General features: G+C 66.8%; 16 protein-coding genes. 6 read left to right on the top strand and 10 right to left on the bottom strand.

The window, feature by feature from the left end; genetic code table 11:
- The first annotated feature begins 36 nt into the window (after positions 1–36).
- Positions 37–669, top strand: a complete 633-nt coding sequence (locus C0R46_RS09175; protein WP_157944606.1) for a PDZ domain-containing protein — start codon at positions 37–39, stop codon at positions 667–669.
- A 44-nt stretch (positions 670–713) separates the two neighbouring features.
- A complete protein-coding gene (locus C0R46_RS09180) occupies positions 714–2,651 on the top strand; it encodes an AAA family ATPase (RefSeq protein ID WP_245413500.1) in 1,938 nt (645 codons plus the stop codon).
- 190 nt (positions 2,652–2,841) lie between these two features.
- Here the strand turns inward: C0R46_RS09180 and purH are convergent, their stop codons facing one another.
- The 5 genes from purH to C0R46_RS09205 all read right to left on the bottom strand — a co-directional run bounded on the left by purH (position 2,842) and on the right by C0R46_RS09205 (position 9,396).
- Positions 2,842–4,455, bottom strand: coding sequence for a bifunctional phosphoribosylaminoimidazolecarboxamide formyltransferase/IMP cyclohydrolase (gene purH / locus C0R46_RS09185; RefSeq protein WP_102959334.1), 1,614 nt, complete (start codon positions 4,453–4,455; stop codon positions 2,842–2,844).
- A gap of 108 nt (positions 4,456–4,563) precedes the next feature.
- Positions 4,564–6,267 (bottom strand): heparinase II/III family protein, encoded by a 1,704-nt coding sequence (locus C0R46_RS09190; RefSeq protein WP_102959335.1) that lies wholly within the window; start codon positions 6,265–6,267, stop codon positions 4,564–4,566.
- Positions 6,268–6,446: 179 nt separating this feature from the next.
- Positions 6,447–7,871: an RsmB/NOP family class I SAM-dependent RNA methyltransferase gene (locus tag C0R46_RS09195; protein ID WP_102959336.1), complete on the bottom strand. Its 1,425-nt coding sequence runs from the start codon at positions 7,869–7,871 to the stop codon at positions 6,447–6,449.
- Entirely contained in the window at positions 7,862–8,860 is a 999-nt protein-coding gene (gene htpX, locus C0R46_RS09200) for a zinc metalloprotease HtpX (protein ID WP_102959337.1), read from the bottom strand. The genes C0R46_RS09195 and htpX overlap by 10 nt, the downstream gene beginning before the upstream one ends.
- A gap of 143 nt (positions 8,861–9,003) precedes the next feature.
- Complete coding sequence (locus tag C0R46_RS09205; protein WP_102959338.1) at positions 9,004–9,396, bottom strand: GFA family protein; 393 nt, start codon at positions 9,394–9,396, stop codon at positions 9,004–9,006.
- 108 nt (positions 9,397–9,504) lie between these two features.
- Here C0R46_RS09205 and C0R46_RS09210 point away from each other — a divergent pair, with 108 nt between their 5' ends.
- From C0R46_RS09210 to C0R46_RS09220, 3 genes are all read left to right on the top strand, one after another.
- Entirely contained in the window at positions 9,505–9,735 is a 231-nt protein-coding gene (locus C0R46_RS09210; protein ID WP_102959339.1) for a DUF1674 domain-containing protein, read from the top strand.
- Between the two features lie 281 nt (positions 9,736–10,016).
- Positions 10,017–10,511: a thermonuclease family protein gene (locus tag C0R46_RS09215; protein ID WP_245413501.1), complete on the top strand. Its 495-nt coding sequence runs from the start codon at positions 10,017–10,019 to the stop codon at positions 10,509–10,511.
- A 112-nt stretch (positions 10,512–10,623) separates the two neighbouring features.
- On the top strand, positions 10,624–11,904 hold the full coding sequence (locus C0R46_RS09220; protein ID WP_102959341.1) for an SAM-dependent methyltransferase: 1,281 nt from the start codon (positions 10,624–10,626) through the stop codon (positions 11,902–11,904).
- A gap of 96 nt (positions 11,905–12,000) precedes the next feature.
- Here C0R46_RS09220 and C0R46_RS09225 read toward each other — a convergent pair whose 3' ends face one another.
- Both C0R46_RS09225 and acs read right to left on the bottom strand, forming a co-directional pair.
- Positions 12,001–13,362, bottom strand: a complete 1,362-nt coding sequence (locus C0R46_RS09225; protein ID WP_102959342.1) for a dicarboxylate/amino acid:cation symporter — start codon at positions 13,360–13,362, stop codon at positions 12,001–12,003.
- Between the two features lie 500 nt (positions 13,363–13,862).
- The gene (gene acs / locus C0R46_RS09230; RefSeq protein ID WP_102959343.1) at positions 13,863–15,812 is read right to left on the bottom strand and encodes an acetate--CoA ligase; all 1,950 of its coding nucleotides are present in this window, start codon (positions 15,810–15,812) and stop codon (positions 13,863–13,865) included.
- Positions 15,813–16,080: 268 nt separating this feature from the next.
- Between acs and C0R46_RS09235 the strand changes: the two genes are divergently transcribed.
- Positions 16,081–16,812, top strand: coding sequence for a phosphatase PAP2 family protein (locus C0R46_RS09235; protein WP_245413502.1), 732 nt, complete (start codon positions 16,081–16,083; stop codon positions 16,810–16,812).
- A 38-nt stretch (positions 16,813–16,850) separates the two neighbouring features.
- Here the strand turns inward: C0R46_RS09235 and C0R46_RS09240 are convergent, their stop codons facing one another.
- The 3 genes from C0R46_RS09240 to C0R46_RS09250 form a co-directional block, all read right to left on the bottom strand.
- Positions 16,851–17,903 (bottom strand): AI-2E family transporter, encoded by a 1,053-nt coding sequence (locus tag C0R46_RS09240; RefSeq protein WP_157944607.1) that lies wholly within the window; start codon positions 17,901–17,903, stop codon positions 16,851–16,853.
- Positions 17,904–17,988: 85 nt separating this feature from the next.
- Complete coding sequence (locus C0R46_RS09245) at positions 17,989–18,672, bottom strand: YggS family pyridoxal phosphate-dependent enzyme (RefSeq protein ID WP_102959346.1); 684 nt, start codon at positions 18,670–18,672, stop codon at positions 17,989–17,991.
- A gap of 150 nt (positions 18,673–18,822) precedes the next feature.
- Positions 18,823–19,911: an acyltransferase family protein gene (locus tag C0R46_RS09250; protein ID WP_102959347.1), complete on the bottom strand. Its 1,089-nt coding sequence runs from the start codon at positions 19,909–19,911 to the stop codon at positions 18,823–18,825.
- Positions 19,912–19,999: the final 88 nt, after the last annotated feature.

Here is a 19,999-nt window from a genome sequence, read left to right on the forward strand (position 1 = left end):
TGACGGCGTGCGGCCCGCAGCGGCCGCGGAGCGACGATGATGAACACCTTTCTCGATAGATTATCCACATCCCAGCATAATTCCGAAGGCGGGGCGGCCACGCCTCCATCGTCACGCCGACGTTTTCAGCCCATCGGCACCGTCCGCTGCGAAGGTCGTCCTGTTTTCCGGACACAGCTTGCTCGTGACTTGGGTGTGCTTCTGGATCTGGACGACGAGGTCGAGAATTGGTGCTGTCTACCAGGGTCATTCGAGTTCCTCGGATCGGACGGGCAGGTGATTTCCCGCACCCCGGATTTCCGGGTCCATCACCATGACGGCTCGGCCATACTGATGGATGCAGGCGGCCCGGCGGGCATCCGGCCGATTGATCCCGCGTTGGCTTACAGCTCGGTCTCGTCGGATGAGGTTCGCGCCGAGCCTGCTCTCACGAATGCTCGCGAAATGCTGCGCTACAGCCGTCGGGTGGTCTCGCTCGCTGATCGGGTGCGGTTGCTCGCATGGCTCGAGGAAGTCGGCTCCGTCACCTTGATCGAAGCCGCTTCGGCCATGCGCGAGTCCACCGAGCCAGTCGGAGCCGTGTTGGCCCTCGTGCTTAAACGGCACGTAACGCTGGACTGGCGCGAGATGCCGGTCGGACCCGACACGCAGATCAGGCCGAGAAGATGAGCCTGGATTCCATTCGAAGATCTATCGCACGGAGGCGAACGGACATGACCCGCGCCGCACCTATCGACCGAGCCCAGAACACGGATGCTGAAGCTCCCGAGGATGTCGATCTCGCTGTCTCTCTCATCGAGGAGCAGACGAAGATCGCCCAGGAGGCCGTGGACGCCTTGCGACCGTCCGCCCTCATCGCGTACCGGACGATCTTGAACGCGCTCCCCCAGCGGACGCGGGACGCCCTCGCTTCGAGACGTCCGCAACTGATCGTCCTGCGCCTTGCGTCGGAGGCATGGAGCGCCCCGATCACTGATGCAGTCGAGACCATCACGATCGCCATCTGTGGCACGTCCATTCGTATGTCGCAGCACTACTCTCCGTCCGTCATCAAGACCGGCCGGCGGGGCGACTTCACGGCGGATGCCATCCTGAAGGATCTCTATAGCGAGACGGTCTGCTGCTTGATCGGCCCCGGAGACGCCCTGCCGGACCAAATCACGCCCTTCGTAGACTTCGACCACAAGATCGGTCCGTTGTCGCCCGACGATATCCGCGGCGCAGTGATCGACCGCTTCCCGAATGCTTCGGGGACATGGCCGGACGAGCTGTGCGCGGAAGCTGTCGCTCCGGACGTCCTGGACCTCGTCCTGAGGAAGGGCGTGGATGCCGATGATGCATATCGCCTGCTGAGGGCAACCTACATTGAGCGCCGGGCGGAGTCAGAACCGGGCGATCAGCCGCGGCTGGAAGATCTGCATGGTTACGGCCAAGCCCGGGAGTGGGGTCTGCAGCTCGTCTCCGATCTTGCAGCCTTTCGGGCTGGCCGCATCACTTGGGCCGACGTCGACTCGGGTTGTCTCCTGGTGGGACCGCCTGGAACTGGGAAGACCCTCTTCGCAGCGGCGCTTGCGCACTCGGCGGGGTGCGCATTCCTGCCGACGTCGTATGCCGAATGGCAGTCGAGCAAGTCCGGGCACCTCGGCGACTTGATGAAGAAGATGCGTCAAGTCTTCGAGGACGCGGCATCGCACTCCCCGTCAATCGTCTTTATCGACGAAATCGATACGCTGCCGGCGAGAGGAAGAGCTACGTCGTACGACGACTGGTGGCGCTCGATCACAAACGGGTTGCTCGAATGCCTCGACGGGGCGAGCCGCCGCGAGGGAGTGATCATCCTCGCCGCCTGCAATGACGGTCGAAACCTCGATCCGGCTCTGGTCAGGTCGGGTCGACTGGACCGACGCTTCCGGATCGAGCTGCCGGACGAGCAGGCACTGGCCGGCATCATCCGAAGCCACCTTGGGAACAACCTGGCGGACGACTTCGTCCAGCCGATCGCAACGGCGCTAGCCGGAACGACTTCCGGTGCCGACGTCGTGAGGATCGCCAGGGATGCGCGTCGCATCGCTCGCCTAGCGGGGAGGGACGTTGCCGGCGAGGATCTCCTCGCCGCAGCGCTGCCGCCTGAAACCCGGCCGGCAGCGGTCCTGAAGCGTGTGGCGATTCACGAGGCGGGGCATGCCGTCGTTTATATGCTGTTCGGCGGGGCGCCCTCGTCCCTTTCGATCGTGCGGGACGCTGAAAATGGCGGTGGCGTGACCCTCGAAGTCGATGAGGCGACTATGGAGGGGAGGCGCCGCGACATCGAAGCGATGATCGTCCCAATCCTTGCGGGTCGAGCCGCCGAGGAGATCATCCTCGGATCGGTCTCGGCCGGCGCGGGTGGAGCGGATTCGTCGGATCTCGCTCGAGCCACGACTCTGCTGATGCAGATCGAGGCACAGCTGGGTCTCGGCCGCTTCCTGTCTTTCGGTCAGCAGGTCGATGGCGTAACGGTCGAGATCGGACTCCGGCGTCTCTATGCCGAGGCCATGATGATGGTTGCTCGGCACAGGGGAGCGATTGCGGCCTTGGCGCAGCTGGCTCTGGAGAAGCGGGTCCTCGGCCGGGCTGCGCTGGAAGCGTTTGCGAAGACGCATCTGGTTTAGATCAAGTACGATCAAAGACTGAAAAAGGGTCGCGGTGTATCCACCGCGGCCCTTTTTCTTTGATCAGCTTTTATACTCTTCCAACCTTAAGTCGAAATCCGCCAAGTTCATAGTAAAGGTGGTTTTTCGCAGAACATTGGTGATCTCGACACAAGGCTGATCAGGGCCGGCGGGTACTGCCCGCTACGCCTCAGTGCCGGAAGTGGCGCATCCCGGTGAAGACCATGGCGATACCATTCTCGTCGGCGGCGCGGATCACCTCGTCGTCGCGCATCGAGCCGCCCGGCTGGATCACCGCCGTCGCCCCGGCCTCGACCGCCGAGAGCAGCCCGTCGGCGAAGGGGAAGAAGGCGTCCGAGGCAACGACCGAGCCCTTGGTCAGCACAGCGCCGCCGTTCGCCGCCGCCGCATCCTCGGCCTTGCGCGCGGCGATGCGGGCGGAATCGACGCGGCTCATCTGGCCGGCACCGACGCCGACCGTCGCCCCATCCTTGGCATAGACGATGGCGTTCGACTTGACGTGCTTGGCGACCCGGAAGGCGAAGCGCAGGTCGGCCAGCTCCGCTTCGCTCGGCTGCCGCTTGGTGACGACTCGCAGGTCGAGATCGTCGACGACGCCATTGTCGCGCGACTGGACCAGCAGACCGCCGGCGATCGACTTCACCAGCGTTCCCGCCGCGCGCGGGTCCGGCAGCGCGCCGGTCAGAAGCAGCCGGAGGTTCTTCTTGGCCGCGATGATCGCGATGGCGTCCTCGTCGGCCTCCGGCGCGATGATCACCTCGGTGAAGACCTTGACGATCGCTTCGGCCGCCGCCGCATCGAGCCGGCGGTTCACCGCCACAATGCCGCCGAAGGCGGAGACGGGATCGCAGGCGAGCGCCTTCTGGTAGGCGCTCAGAAGGTCCCTGCCTTCGGCGACACCGCACGGATTGGCATGCTTGATGATGGCGACGGCTGCGGTGCGGGCCGGATCGAACTCGGCGACGAGCTCGAAGGCTGCGTCCGTATCGTTGATGTTGTTGTAGGACAGCTCCTTGCCCTGCAGCTGGCGCGCCGCTGCCACACCCGGCCGCACCTCGCCGGTGCGATAGAGCGCGGCCGACTGATGCGGGTTCTCACCATAGCGCAGCGACTGCGAAAGGACTCCGGCAAAGCTTCGGTTCTTGGGCGTCGTATCCTGAACTTCGCCGGCAAACCAGTTGGACACCGCAGCGTCATAGGCGCCGGTACGGGCAAAGGCCTTGGCGGCAAGACGCCGGCGCAGCGTCAGCGACGTCTCGCCCTTCTCGGCTCGCAGGGCATTCAGCGTCTCGGCATAGTCGGCCGGATCGGTCAGAACGGTGACATAGGCGTGGTTCTTGGCGCCGGCCCGGATCATGGCGGGGCCACCGATATCGATATTCTCAAGAACAGTCGCGAAGTCGCCGCCAGCCGCCAGCACCGTTTCGAACGGGTAGAGGTTGACGACGAGAAGATCGATTCCGCCGATCGCATGGGCCTCCATGGCCGAGGCATGCGCGGCGTCGCCGCGGATGCCGAGCAACCCGCCATGCACCGCCGGATGCAGCGTCTTCACCCGCCCGTCCATGATCTCGGGAAAGCCGGTCAAGTCCGAGACGTCGCGAACCGGCAGTCCCAGCGCTTCGATGGCACGACGCGTGCCCCCCGTGGAAACCAGCTCGACCCCGAGCGCCGCGAGACCGCGGGCGAGATCCTCCAGGCCGGTTTTGTCGAAGACGGAGAGAAGCGCGCGGCGAACGGACACGCGGTCCGGTGCGGGGGTGAGATTGGCGGACACGGCCATGAGAAAGCTCCGGCGGGGGCCGTGGCCGGCCCGGCTGAACGAAGCGCTTCCCTTAGCTTCTGAGCACCGCCTGCACAACGCGCGTGTCGCCGGTGCTCCCCCCTGCGGTTAACCGATGCGGCGAAACTGCCAGGCGACGGCGTCGCGTTCGGCCGGGTCGAAGGCGATGACCAGTTGCAGGGTCCGCCGCGGGCCGGCGCTGTCGGCGAACAGCACCGACTCCTCGATCGTGACGCCTGCGTCGGCATAGAAGGACCAGGTCTGGCCTCGCACCTGCAGGCGGATCGTCGCGCCATCGTCCTCGGCCTGCACGGCCGGATGCAGATGGAAGCGGATGACGGCCTGCGGGTGGGGTTCGCGCAAGGAGCGCGGCGGCTTGCCGGCCGGCGTGTAGAGCCGGTCCGAGCCGCTCAAGGTCAGGCCGTCGCCGGCGAGCGACAGGCGGCGCTCATGCAGCAGGCCGAAGCCCTGCCGATATCCGTCATGGACAGCGGTGAAACCGGTCGCACCAAGGCTGTCCGGCTCGTCGCGGCTGACGGCGAGCTCGACCGGGCCGCCGATCAGCGGCGCGCCCAGGAAGCGGTCGATCGCCTCCGAGCGTGAGAAGCGGGCCGAGGAATGATCGGCCAGCGTCAGGGTGGAATGGGCCGCCGTGGCCCGCGACAGCCGCCGCCAATGCGGATCCGGACGGCCGGGCGCCCCGCAGTTGACGACGAGCCGCTGCCCGCCGGAGGAGAATTCGAAGGCGAGCGCGCCGGCATGGGCCTCGCTGGAGAGCGGCGGCGGCGGCGGCGTGCCGGTGTCGGCGATCACCACGCTGCGGCTCGCCGACAGACGCTGATAGCCGGACTGCCGGGCATTGCCGATGGTCTCACCCAGCGTCTCGTCGAAGCGCAGGAGCGCGGTGACGAGCGCAAGGTCGGTGACGCCCGCGCCGTTGAACAGCGCGATAGATCCGTCGGAATGACGGAAGAAGCGCAGCGCCGGCAGCATCCGGTCGATGGCGGAATAGATGCCCTTGGGCACCGCTTGACCCTGGTTCACATAGGTCTGGCGCAGCGGCAGAAGGTCGGCGAGAAGCTCCGGAATGGCGCTCGGCGCGCGCGACAGATGGCCGCCATCGGCAAAGATCTGCCGGTCAAGCTCATGCCCGAGATTCTGGGCGGCCGTCCTGATCCGGCCGCTGCCATTGGGCAGGCAGAGCGAGGCGAAGGCGAGCGCAATCCGCGCCCTGAGCCGCGGCAGCCCGTCGGGCGCCTCGCCGCAGACCGAGCGCAGATAGCGGCTTTGCTCAGCCAGGCTCTTCATGAACTGCCGATGGAAGGCGTGATCGGCCCCGTTCAGCATCAGGTCGGCATGGGTGAGCCAGGCGATCAGCCGCCGCGCCACGACATCGACCTCGAAAGCCGTGCCGCCGAGGCTCTGGCCGCTGCTGCGGATCCAGTCGCCAACCAGGGAGCGGGCGTTGAAGGCGGCCAATGCATCGCCCGCCTCGGCCAGGTGCCGCAGCCAAGCAAAGCCGTGCAGCTCCGCCGCCCAGGCCTGCGAGGGCGGCACGATTTGAAACGGCGAGCGGCCGGCGCTCTCGACGAGCTGGCCGGCAAAGTGCAGGCGCCCGCCATAGATCTGCTCGGCAATGATGGGATCGCCGCGCCGCAGCTCCGGCGGCACGACGAGCAGCCGGTCGGGCGCCGCGCCGGCAAAGCGCAGATGGCTGACGGGACCGACGCGCAGGCGGCGCCGGGCACGACGCCACGCCTCCCGGAGCATCAGCGCCGCAATCCGCGGCGAACCCACCATGTCCGCTGTCATTGTCACAGCTCGTTCCGCCTCACAGCCTCTCGCGGGAAGGTCCACCGAAGGCAGACCGGCACGACGAGAGCATCGACCCTCGCGGACAATTTTCAGCCTATAAGGTAAATCCTTCGCTAAAGAAGAGGAAGCCGGGACAAACGATAGAATGACTTGCCGGCTGCCGAGTTAACGTTGACTTAACCTTTGCGCAAGCGCGCCGCGAAGAAGCCGTCGAGCCCTGCCGCAGCGGCATCGTCCGCTGGCAGCATGTCGGGACGCGTGCGCAGATATCCCTCAGCGGTGATCGCCTCGGCCAGTTCCGGCAGCTCGCCGGCAAGGACCGGCTCGATGCTGAAATCCGGATGCTCGGCAAGGAAGGCGCGAGCGACGTCCTCGCCCTCCTCCCGGTCGAGCGAGCAGTTGGAGAAGACCAGCAGCCCGCCGGACGCGACGAGCCCTGCCGCGACACTGAGGAGGCGCTGCTGCACGGCCGCCAGCTTGGCGACTTCGGCGGCATCCTTGGTGTAGGCGACATCCGGGTGGCGCCGGATCGTGCCGGTCGACGAACAGGGCGCGTCCAGGAGCACCCCATCGAAGCCGCCTGCCGGTGGCTCCAGCCCCGACAAATCACCGATATGGGTATCCACCTCCAGCTTGAGGCGCTGGAGATTGGCCTTGAGCCGCTTCATGCGCGAGGCCGAGATGTCGACCGCGGTGACCTTGGCGCCGGCGGCCGCGAGTTGTGCGGTCTTGCCGCCCGGCGCTGCGCAGAGGTCGGCAATGCGCTTGCCCGCGACGTCGCCGAAGAGGCGCGCCGGCAGGGCGGCGGCCGCATCCTGCACCCACCAGTCGCCCTCCTCGAAGCCGGGCAGCGCGGTGACCGGGCCGCTGAGGCTGCCGGCGGCCAGACGCACCGTCGCACCCGCGACGACCTGCCCGCCGAGGCGCTCGGCCCAGCCCGCGGGATCCTGCTTGACGCTGAGATCGATCGGCGCCGGCAAGCGGTGGATCGCAGCAATAGCCTGGGCGCGCTCCGGGCCATATTGGGCCGACAGGCGCGCGGCGAGCCAGGGGGCACAGTCGAGCATCGGATCGGCGAAGCGGGTCCTGACGTCGTCCGCCTCGCGCGACAGCCGCCGCAGCACGGCATTGACGAGCCCCGCGAAGCGGGCCGAGCGAGGATCGCCGGAGGCTGCCGCAACCGCCAGATCGACCGCGGCCGAATCCGGCACGTCGAGATGGAGGATCTGCGTGGCGCCGACTGCAAGGAGATGGCGCAGCGGCGCGGCGTTCGGCGGCAGCGGCCGATCGAGACAGGCGTCGATCGCCGCCGTAAGGCTGCCGCGAAAGCGCAAAGCCGTCGTCAGGATCGCCCGCACCAGCGCCTGATCGCGCGGCTCCAGCGCGCGATAGGCCGGATGGCCGCCGGCCGGATCGGTGAGGCCGTCCGCCGATGTCTTCGCATCCACCACGGCAGACAGGAGCTTGGCGGCCACGAGCCGCGCCTCCAGTCCGGGACGCGGCGCGACGGCCGCCCCTGCCGGATCGCCCGGCTTGCCGCTACGGGATGGACGAGAGCGATGCGGTGGTCGGCGGCCGGACGAGGTCTCGCTCAACCCCATGGGCCTTTGCGGCCGGAGGTCGGAGCATTCCGGCTGGCAGAGCCGCTGCGGCTCCACGGTCCGGACCGGCGTGGTGCAGCGGAGGCCTCATCGGCCATGCGCCGAGCCGCGCCGCTCGGGCGGATCATGCCGCCGCCGCCGCCAAACTCGCTCGCCATCTGCTGCAGGGCCGCGATGCGGTTGCCCGTATCCGGATGGGTCGAGAAGAGGTTGTCCATCCGCGCGCCCGAGAGCGGGTTGATGATGAACATATGCGCGGTCGCCGGATTGCGCTCGGCATCCGGATTGACGATGTGCCCGGCCGCGCCGGCGATCTTGTTCAAGGCAGAGGCGAGCGCCAACGGCTGCCCGCAGATTTCGGCGCCGCGCCGATCGGCGGAATATTCGCGGGTCCGGCTGATCGCCATCTGCACGATCATCGCGGCGAAGGGCGCGACGATCATTGCCAGAAGCACGCCGATGATGCCCGCGCCGCCATTGTTGTTGTCGCGGTTGCCGCCAAAGAAGAAGGCGAAGTTGCCGAGCATGGAGATCGCGCCGGCGAGCGTCGCGGTGATCGTCATGATCAGCGTGTCGCGATTCTGCACATGGGCGAGCTCGTGCGCCATCACGCCGGCGACCTCCTCCGGCGTCAGCCGCTCGAGGAGGCCAGTGGTCGCCGCCACGGCGGAGTTCTCAGGATTGCGGCCGGTGGCAAAGGCGTTCGGCTGCGGGTTATCGATGACATAGACCTTCGGCATCGGCAGACCGGCATTGGCCGCAAGCTGCTGGACGATGCCGTAATACTCCGGCGCCGAGCGGGCATCGACCTCCTGCGCATGGTGCATGGAGAGGACGAGCTTGTCGGCGCTCCAGTAGGTGAAGAGGTTCATCGCCGCGGCCATGGCGAAGGCGATCATCATGCCGCCGCGTCCGCCGATCAGGAAGCCGACTCCCATGAAGAGCGCGGTCAGACACGCGATCAGCATCGCCGTCTTGATCATGTTCATGGTGTCGGTGGCTCCTTCTGCCGGTGGATGGCGGGTCTTGCCTGAAATCTGGTGTGTGGCAAGGGTCGCTTCAACGCTGCGGGAACGCAGAGCCCGCTGGGCCGGTGTCGTCAAGGCGAGGACCCGACAGCAAGCCCGGCCGGCTAATCCTCGTGCCGGCCCACTGATGGGCGATCGCGCTCGTAGCGGTGCTTCAGCGGAAAAGCCGGCAGCCAGGCCTCACGGCGGACGGTCCAGAGTTCGTAGGTCGGCATCAGCTGGTCCGGCGCGTCGAGCGTGCCGAGGCTGACTTCAATCTCGTCGCCGCTCATCATGAGCACGCAGGAGCCGCAGCGCGGGCAGAAGTGCCGGCCGGCATAGTCGCGCGTCTCCCCTTCGATCGTCACCGCCTCTTCGGGGAAGATCGCTGAAGCGTGGAACAGGGTGCCGGTGTGCTTACGGCAGTCGAGGCAGTGACACAGGCCGACGCGGTAAGGCCGCCCCGCTGCCGTGATGCGGACGTCGCCGCACAGGCACCCTCCCGTGAACCGGTCCATGCTGCGTCTCCTCCCCATTCGCTGCGCCACGCCTGCGGCAGGTCATCTTGGTCAATGCGGCTCGGCAGACTAGATGCGGGCAACGACAATTCGACGAGGAGCGATGACATGGCTGACGAACCGAACGCGGTCGACCCGGCAGACCCCGCCGAGACGGCTCCCGCCGGCGAGAAGCCGGCCCTCCCCGATGCTGCGCGCCGCGCCTTGGCCGAGGCGGAGGAACGGCGCCGCCTAGCCGCTGAAGCGGCACACCGGCCAGCGGAAATCGGCGGCCGTAACGGACCAGAGCCGGTTCGCTTCGGCGACTGGGAGAAGAACGGCATCATCTCCGACTTCTGAGCCGCAACGCATTGGTCCCGAGCCGCGACGCATCCTCTTCTGGTTGTAGGATCAGGTTCCCTAGCGTGAGGTCGGCGCCTGAAGGGGTGCGGCTGGTCGCCACTATCGTGAACGGCTAACGCCATGCGGCTCCAGGACGGGCAGAGCGATTGACCGCAGAACGGGGGTCTGATCGCGGCGACGTCGCCTGCAGCTCTGCAGCATTTGACGAATCGATCTTTCCTAAGTAGGAAAATAGTCCGATTACGCGAGCCTGCGGCGCCACCCGCGAACCCGATCTGATGCGATATCTATCATCCACAAGTTGCCTGACGATGATGCTGCTGACGATTGCGGTCGCTGCAACGGCAGCGGGCCGCGAGCCGCTGGAGAGGATCGGCGGCCCCGTGGAAGCGCGTGTGGTCAAGGTGCGCGACGGCGACACGATCGAAGTGGAGGCGTTTATCTGGCCGCTGCAGAGCCTTCAGGTTGCCGTTCGCCTCCGCGGCATCGATGCACCGGAACTACGCGGCAAATGCACGGCCGAACGCCGCGCAGCCGAAACGGCGCGCGACCGTCTCAGCGAACTCGTCGGCACGGGTCCGGTGCGCCTGTCCGACATTTCCGGCGACAAGTATTTCGGGCGGGTGCTGGCTCGCGTCGCGGCCGGCGGCGACGCGGATCTCGGCCGCCGGCTGCTCGCGGAAGGCCTGGTCGCCCGCTATGACGGTGGCCACCGGCAGAGCTGGTGCGATGGCGTCAGCGCCGCGGATGGTCCGCACGGCGAACACGGCTGAACGCTAATATGGGCCCAGCCGGGTGGGGCAGCTCATGCGAGTATCATGCGGCGGCGTGGCGTGGTGCGGCTTTACCCTATATCACCGTTTCACGTGAAACGGAGCCCGGCCTATGGCGGCGCACGCAGATACCCTGGCAAAGCTCGTGCGCGAGACGGTGGCTGCTCTCGAACCAGGGGTCGCGGTCCGTCTCTGGAACGGCGAGCGCATCGGGCCCAGCGACGGCCCGGTCGTTCTCCTCAACGATCCCGCTGGTTTGGCCCGGCTGCTGTTACGTCCACGCATCGAGACCGTCATCGAACTCTGGATGGCGAAAGGTCTCGATATCGATGGCGGCAGCCTCTTCGACGTCGCGGCGGCACGCTCACAGAAGAAGGTGCGCCTTGGAGACATCTGGCGCCGCGTCGACAAGCGGCTGCTCGCCAAGGCTCTGCCGGCGCTGATCGGCCTGGCGCGCAGTGGCCGCGGCGCTGGCGTCGAGGCGGGGACCGGCGCCGGTGCCAGCGGCTCCTCCAAGGCCGCGATCCAGTTCCACTACGACGTGTCGAACGACTTCTACCGCCTCTTCCTTGATCGGCGGATGGTCTATTCCTGCGCCTATTTCGACGGCTGGCACGACGATATCGACAAGGCGCAGACCGACAAGCTCGACATGATCTGCCGCAAGCTGCGGCTCCAGGAGGGCGAGCGCTTCCTTGACATCGGCTGCGGCTGGGGTGCGCTGCTGATCCACGCCGCCGGCACCTATGGCGTCAGCGGTCACGGCGTGACGCTCAGCCAGGCACAGTACGAACTCGCCACCGCGCGCGTCTTCGAAGCCGGGCTGCAGGACCGGATCACCATCGAGCTGAAGCCGTTTCAGGCGCTCACCGGCCGCTTCGACAAGATCGCCTCCATCGGCATGTTCGAGCATGTCGGCTTTGCCAATCACGATGCCTATCTCGATGCGGTCAAGACCCTGCTGCGGCCGGGCGGTCTCTACCTCCACCACGCCATCACGCGGCCGGCGAAGACCTCTGAAGCCAAGTTCCACAAGGGCACGAAGGAATATGCGGCGATCCTGCGCTACATCTTCCCCGGCGCCGAACTCGACCATATCGGTCATTCCTCGCGGCTGCTGGAGGCGCATCGCTTCGAGGTGCACGACGTCGAGAACTGGCGCATGCACTATGCCCGCACCTGTCGGCTCTGGGCCGAGCGGCTGCAGGCGAACTTCGCGGAGGCCGCGCGGATTGCGGGCGAGCCGCGCGCGCGGCTATGGCTGCTCTATCTCGTCGGCGTTTCTCTCGGCTTTGAGCGCGGCGGCCTGCTGATCTACCAGACGCTGGCCTCGCGCCGGCGCCGCTCGGGACCCTCCGAGGTGCCGCCGACGCGGCGTGATCTCTACAGCTGAGGGCATTTCAGGCGGTCAGTGCGACGCACCAGCCCTCCAGCCGGATTCACCTCGCCGGAAGCCACACCGACGGTTGCGACCGCCGGCGGCGGCGCTTCAGATCGCAGCCGTGTCCGGCAGCCGCGCCTCGGCTTCGGAGGTCATCACGGGACCGGCAGCTACCGGCGTACCGGCATCCAGGACGGCGGCCAGCTGCGCCTCGTCCAGCTCGCTCTCCCAGCGGGCGACGACCAGCGTCGCCACGGCATTGCCGACGATGTTGGTGAGAGCCCGGCACTCCGACATGAAGCGGTCGACGCCCAGGATCAGCGCCATGCCCGCGACCGGCACCGATGGCACCACCGAAAGCGTCGCGGCGAGCGTGATGAAGCCGGCGCCGGTGATCCCCGCCGCGCCCTTGGAGCTCAGCATGGCGACGAGGAGGAGCGTGATCTGCTCCGTCCAGGTGAGCTCGATATTGGTCGCCTGCGCGATGAACAGCGCCGCCAGGGTCATGTAGATGTTGGTGCCGTCCAGATTGAACGAGTAGCCGGTCGGCACGACGAGGCCGACAACCGATTTTCGGGCGCCCGCCTGCTCCAGCTTCTCCATCAGTGTCGGCAGCGCCGCCTCGGAGGACGAGGTGCCGACGACGAGCAGCAGCTCCTCCTTGATGTAGCGCAAGAGCTTGAGGATGGAGAAGCCGTTGAAACGGCAGACGGCGCCGAGGACCACCAGCACGAAGATCAGCGACGTCAGGTAGAAGGTCGCCACCAGCTCGGCGAGATTGGCGATGGTGCCGATACCGTATTTGCCGATGGTGAAGGCCATGGCCCCGAAGGCGCCGATGGGTGCCGCCTTCATCAGCATGCCGACGAGGCGGAAGATCGGCCGCGACAGCGCCTGCAGGAAGTTGAGCACCGTGGCGCCCGCCTCGCCACTGACCGACAGGGCAATCCCGAACAGGATTGAGAAGAACAGGACCTGCAGAATATCGCCGGAGCTGAAGGCCGAGACGACGGTCGAGGGGATGATATTCAGGAGGAAGTCGACGACGCCGTGCTCATGCGCCTGCTGGCTATAGGTCGCGACGGCACTCGCATCGAGCGTCGCAGGATCGATGTTGAGCCCCGAACCCGGACGCGTCGTATTGGCGACGATCATGCCGACGAGAAGCGCCAGCGTCGAGAAGGTGAGGAAGTAGATGAGCGCCTTGCCGGCGACCCGGCCGACCTTCTTCAGGTTGCTCATGCCGGCGATGCCGGTCGTCACCGTCAGGAAAATGACCGGCGCGATGATCATCTTCACGAGCTTGATGAAGGCATCGCCGAGCGGCTTCATCGCCGCGCCGGTCTCGGGGAAGACATAGCCCAGCAGTACACCGCAGACGATGGCGATGATCACCTGGACGTAGAGGATGTGGTAGAAGCGCCGGCGGCCGCGTGGTGCCGCAGCGCCGCTGATATTGATCGCTTCCATGGTGCCCCTGCCCTGCTGGCTCGTCCGTGCCGAAGCAAGGGTCCAAAGGAATGGACGGCCGAGGCACTGCCGCTTCAACTAATTGAAAAGGCAGCGATGGGGAGGTTTATCGGTCGCCCGGTGGCCGATTAAAGACCAGTCGTGGCCAACGACATCCGGTGCCTCACGCGGCCCGTATCGGACGTAGCGCTAGTCTGCCCCGCACAATCAAAAGGCCGCTTCTCCGGTGGGAGAAGCGGCCCCGTGAATTCTGTCATGCCGGAGGTCGTCGAGACCGTACCCGGATCGACATACCGTCAGGCGTGGGAAGGAGACTGCTCCGTCGTTCCGCCGAGATACAAAGACCCAACCGGCATTTGGAAATCACTCGACATTGGATCACCTCCTTCCATTACGTTGAACACGACGCCAATATGAGACGCACAATCGGGCACGACAAGGGCTTGGCTGAAAAAGTGTCAGTTTGCCGCAAGCCTCGCGTCTATGCCCTGTTTCTCCCGTCAGCCCTTGCGGTTCTGGCGGTTGTCGATGAGGTCTTCGACGACGCCGGGATCGGCCAGCGTCGAGGTGTCGCCGAGCGCGCCGTAGTCGTCCTCGGCGATCTTCCTCAGGATGCGGCGCATGATCTTGCCTGAGCGCGTCTTCGGCAGGCCCGGCGCGAACTGGATCTTGTCGGGCGAGGCGATGGCGCCGATATCGGCGCGCACATGGGCGACGAGCTCCTTCTTGAGCTCCTCCGACGGCACCTCGCCCTGCATCAGCGTGACATAGCAGTAGATGCCCTGCCCCTTGATGTCGTGGGGATAGCCAACGACGGCTGCCTCGGACACCTTGGGATGAGCAACCAGCGAGGACTCGACCTCCGCCGTGCCCATGCGGTGGCCGGAGACGTTGAGGACGTCGTCGACGCGGCCGGTGATCCACCAGTAGCCGTCCTCGTCCCGCCGGGCGCCGTCGCCGGTGAAGTACTTGTTCGGATAGGTCGAGAAATAGGTCTGTTCGAAGCGCTCATGGTCGCCATAGACGGTGCGCATCTGCCCCGGCCAGGAGTCGGTGATGCAGAGATTGCCCTCCGCCGCGCCCTCCTGCACATGGCCGTCATTGGCGACGAGCTGCGGCTTGACCCCGAAGAAGGGCCGCGTCGCCGAACCCGGCTTCAGGGCTGTGGCGCCCGGCAGCGGTGTGATCAGGATGCCGCCGGTCTCAGTCTGCCACCAGGTGTCCACCACCGGCGAGCGCTCGTCGCCGACGACGCGGTAGTACCAGAGCCAAGCTTCCGGATTGATCGGCTCGCCCACCGAGCCGAGCACTTTGAGCGAAGCGCGCGAGGTCTTCTTCACCGGCTCGTCGCCGGCGCCCATCAGCGCCCGGATCGCCGTCGGCGCGGTGTAGAAGATGGCGACCTTGTGCTTGTCGATGACCTGCCAGAAGCGGCCCGCATCCGGATAGGTCGGCACGCCCTCGAACATCAGCGTCGTCGCGCCGTTGGCGAGCGGTCCGTAGACGATGTAGCTGTGGCCGGTGACCCAGCCGACATCGGCGGTGCACCAGTAGATGTCGCCGTCATGGTAGTCGAAGATGTATTCGTGCGTCATCGAGGCATAGACGAGATAGCCGCCGGACGTGTGCAGCACGCCCTTCGGCTTGCCGGTCGAACCTGAGGTGTAGAGGATGAACAGCGGATCCTCCGCGCTCATCTCCTCCGGCTCGCAGTCTGCCTCGACGCTCTCGCGCGCCTCGTGCCACCAGACATCGCGGCCTTCGGTCCAGGCGACGCTACCGCCGGTGCGGCGCACCGTCAGGACGGTTTCGACGCTCTGGCCCGCTTTGGCGGCGATCTCGCAGGCGCGGTCGGCATTCTTCTTCAGGGGCACGGCGCGGCCGCCGCGCACGCCCTCGTCGGCGGTGATGAGGACGCTCGATTGGGCTCCCTCGATGCGCCCCGCCAGCGCGTCCGGCGAGAAGCCGCCGAAGACCACCGAGTGGATTGCACCGATGCGCGCGCAGGCGAGCATCGCATAGGCCGCTTCCGGGATCATCGGCATATAGATGGTGACGCGGTCACCGCGCTTGACGCCACGCCCTTTGAGGACGTTGGCCATGCGGCAGACCTCGCCATGCAGCTCGCGATAGCTGATCGCCCGCGATACGGCGGGATCGTCGCTCTCCCAGAGGATCGCGGTCTGCTCGCCGCGCGTGGCGAGATGCCGGTCGATACAATTGGCCGAAACGTTCAGCGTCCCGTCCTCGAACCACCGGATCGAGACGGCGCCGGGCGCAAAGGAGGTGTTCTTCACGGCCGAATAGGGCCTGATCCAGTCGACCCGCTGGCCGTGCTCGCGCCAGAACCCCTCGGGATCAGCGATGCTGCGCTCGTACCAGGCGCGATAGGTCGCATCGTCCAGCTTGGCGCGGGCCTTCCATTCGTCCTTCACGGCGATGGTCGTCATGACGTCCTCCCTCATCACCGCCGGTCGTCACACCCGGCGTCGTGGCGCAATCTATGGCCAACCACGGAACGGGTCCAGTTCGGCTGGCTCATACTTTGGATGCGCCAGACGGGCCCCGCCACCCGGTGCCAAAATGCGAGACGAGCGCGATGTCGGCGCCGGCTGGGACTCGCGATCGGTTCATCCGACCCTATCTTCGGCGCGCCGGCCGTTCTCGCCCGCCGGCGACGGGCTCTGCCCGCCTTTTAGTCCAGTTGCAGAGGTCCCCGTGCCCGAGAACACATCGCAGCCACGAACCGGCCTCCTCCGCTCCGTTTTCCGCTGGACGTCCGGCGAGCTGGAGCTGGTGATCGCCCTCTTCGTGGCGGCCTCCGGCCTGTGGATCTTCGGCAGCATCGCCGAAGAGGTGTTCGAAGGCAGCGCCGAGAAGCTCGACCGGACCCTGCTTCTTCTCTTCCGCGACCCGGCCAACCTCGCCGATCCGATCGGCCCACCCTGGTTCGAGGAAATGGCGCGCGACGTCACCGCCCTCGGCAGCTTCGCGGTTCTTGCCTTGGTGCTGCTGATCGTCCTCGGCTACCTCCTGATCCGACGCCAGGGCGGCGCGGCGCTGTTCCTGATCCTGGCCATCGCCGGCGGCCAGGTCCTCAGCACGATCCTGAAGACGCTGTTCGCCCGGGCGCGGCCGGATCTCGTGCCGCATTCGACGACCGTCTTCACCGCCAGCTTTCCGAGCGGCCACGCCATGCTGTCGGCCGTCACCTATCTCACCATCGGCACGCTTCTGATGCGCGTCGAAGGCGAGCGGCGGGTCAAGATCTTTGCCATGTCGGTGGCGATCGCGCTGACGCTCCTCGTCGGCATCAGCCGCGTCTATCTCGGCGTCCACTGGCCGACGGATGTGCTCGCCGGATGGTGCATCGGCGCGGCCTGGGCGATGGTGTGCTGGGCGCTCGCCCTGTGGCTGCAGCGCCGCCGCGCGATCGAGCCGCCGAAGTGACGGTTTCCGCCTGAGCGGCCCGAGAACACGGGCGTTCGTCAGTCGCCGCCTGAAGGCGCCGGCACAGGCCCGCCGAGCGTGTCCTTGACGTAGAGCTCCTCCACGAAGACCATGATGACCGCCAACGCCGGAACGGCAAGGATCACCCCCACAAGGCCGAACAGCGCGCCGAAGACGAGCTGCGCTCCGAGCGTCAGCGCCGGCGGCAGCGCCGAGGTCCAGCGCTGGGCGATCGGCGCGGTGACGTTGCTCTCGATGCCCTGGATCAGAAGGTAGACGCCAAGGCCCCATAGCGCCATCGTTGGGCTCTGGGCGAGCCCGGCGAGAATGATGGGCACGCCCGCCACGACAGGCCCGATGGTGGGGATAAAGGCGAGTAGCCCAGCCTGAAGGGCGAGCAGAAAGGCGCCGGGCATGCCGATCAGCCAGAGGCCGAGCAGGGACACGAGGAAGATCGTCAGCATGGAGATTGCCGCGCCCGCGACCCACAGGATGAGCCTGCGGTGCGCGTCGTCCAGGGTTTCGGCAATGCGAGGCCGCTTGGCCTTCGGAAACAGGCTCACCAGCCCGCGCTTGTAGAGGCCGGGCTGCCAGGCCACGAACACGGCGATGAAGATGAGCACGGCAACATTGCCGAGCCCGCCGAGAAAGGCCAGCCCCGCTTCCGAGGCCCTCGAGACGACGCGTCCCGAGCCCGGCAGCAACTGGTCGAGTTGCATCTGGCCGTCGCCGACCGGAAGCCCGGCATCAGCCGCCCAGCCACGCAGCCGCTCCACCTGGCCGCCGATCTGGCCGCTGAGGTCGCGCACCTCCTGCACGAGCGCCATGCCGCCATAGGCGGTACCGCCGGCGAGCAGCACGGCGAGAACGAGAATGACGAGGAGAAGCGCGGCCCACCGCGGCAGACCGAGCCGCTGAAGCGGGCGGGACAGCGCATCGAATATAGAGGCGAGCAGCAGCCCGCCGAAGATCAGGAAGAACGACGAGGCGGCCGTCCAGAACAGGAAGATGCCGACGGCCATGGCGAGCACGATACCGGCGACGAGGGTCGTGCGAGCGGCAAGCGTGGAGGTCGGCACATCGAATGGCACGGGCAGGGCTTCCTGGTGGCACGCGACCGGAAGATGGCGCGCACCAGCGATCTGTCCACGCGGAAGGCCGATGCTAAGCCGGCTATCAAGCCGCCGGCCGGCCGAGCGGCGGGCGCGCACCGAAGATGGCGGAGCCGACGCGCACACTGGTGGCACCGAACGCGATCGCTGTCTCGTAGTCGCCGGACATGCCCATCGACAATCGTCCGACCCCGGCTTCCGCGGCGATCTTCGCGAGCAGCGCGAAGTGCGGACCCGGATTCTCCTCGGCAGGCGGGATGCACATCAGCCCCTCGATGGAAAGGCCGAGCGCGTCGCGGCAGTGCTGGACGAAGGCTCCGGCCTCGCGCGGCGCAATGCCGGCCTTCTGCGGCTCCTCGCCGGTGTTGACCTGCACATAGAGCCGCGGCGTGCGCCCCTGCTTCTTCATCTCCTTGGCAAGCTCGCGAGCGATCTTCTCGCGGTCCACCGTCTCAATGACGTCGAACAGCGCCACCGCGTCGGCGGCCTTGTTGGACTGCAGCGGACCGATCAGCCGCAGCTCAAGATCCGGATAGTCCGCCTTCAGCGCCGGCCATTTGCCCTGCGCCTCCTGCACGCGGTTTTCGCCGAATATACGCTGTCCCGCCTCGAGCACCGGCCTGATCGCTTCGGCGTCATAGGTCTTCGAGACCGCAACGAGCTCTACGCTGCCGCGCTGCCGCCTAGTCTCGCGCTCCGTCGCCTCGATGCGGCTGCGGACATCCTGCCACTGCTCTACTGCGCTCATCGCGATGCCGTGCCCATTCTGCCGATGCGTTCGCGGACGTGTCGTTCCGCCGGCCGTCCCATGCCGGTGGTGAACAGGGCGGCGCGCTGGAAGTCAACGCATCTGCGCCCGCACCCGCCGTCCAGCGGGCAGAGGTCGTATCGTCCGGCGTCAGCGCGACGGAGCGGAGAGGCTGCGTGCGACGCCATCGCCGCGACCCGCCAGACGGCGCGGCATGGCGCGCAGTCCGGCGAGCGTCTCCCGCGGCCGGCGCAGCAGTCCATCGACCGGGAGTTCGAACAGATAGTAGGTCGCGATACCGACGACAGCCGAAGCCGTGATGGTGACGGCGACATAAAGGAGGCCATGCCAGCCGTCCGCCGAGAGCCCGGCCAGCCGCCACAGCGTCTGGCACAGCGGAATGGTGACGATGTGCGTCAGGTAGATCGCGTAGGAGGCGTTACCGAGGACGTAGAGCGGCGCGATGCGCCACGGCCGGCTGCTCTTCTCGAGATTCACCGCGCCGAAGACCAAGAGGGCCGCCATCGGTCCGGCGATCAGGATGCCGCCCTCGCTCATGCAGAGTGCTGCCAGCAGCGCGAGGCCGACGAGGAAGCTCGCCAGTGATACGACGCGCGGCACGGCGATGCGTGAGGTGTAGAGCACGCCGATCAAGACGCCGGCGCCAAATTCGAGAATCAGCGGACGGGTGTAGAAGCCGGCGAGCCCGGCTGGTTCGAGCAGCGCACCGGCTGCAGCCGCTGCCACCAGCACGGCCACAAGCGGCCAGGCTCGGTGCCGCTCGGGCAGGAGCAGGCTGACGGCGAAGAGCAGGTAGAACGCCATCTCGTAGTTCAGCGTCCAGCCGACGAACACCACCGGAAAGTAGCCGCCCGTCAAAGGACGCTCGACGGGGACGAAGAACAGCGAGCCAAGGAAATGCTGCAGCTCAAAGGTCGTTGATTTCAGGAGCTGCGGCACGAGTATGGCAAGCGCGGCAAGCGCCAGCGTCGCTGCCCAGTAGAGCGGCAGGATGCGGATGAGGCGGCGGCGCATGAACTCGCCGCTGCCGATGTCACGCCCTGACGTCGTGACCCACATGATGAAGCCGGAAATGACGAAGAAGATGTCGACGCCGGCGGCACCGGCGGTCAGCTGCGTCAACTGGTTGGTGCCGAGCCGCGCCGCATTTTCGGTAGCGTGGTACAGGACGACCATCAGCGCTGCGATGCCGCGCATGTATTGTAGATTTACAATCATGGCTTCATCCCACTTCGGCCGTCTTCTCGGACGTGGATGGCGGTAATCAACGCGATTTCGAGCGATCTTGCCACGCTGGAGCTGTTTA

This window comes from Mangrovicella endophytica, from assembly GCF_002893625.1.
In the GTDB taxonomy this organism is placed as follows: domain Bacteria; phylum Pseudomonadota; class Alphaproteobacteria; order Rhizobiales; family Rhizobiaceae; genus Mangrovicella; species Mangrovicella endophytica.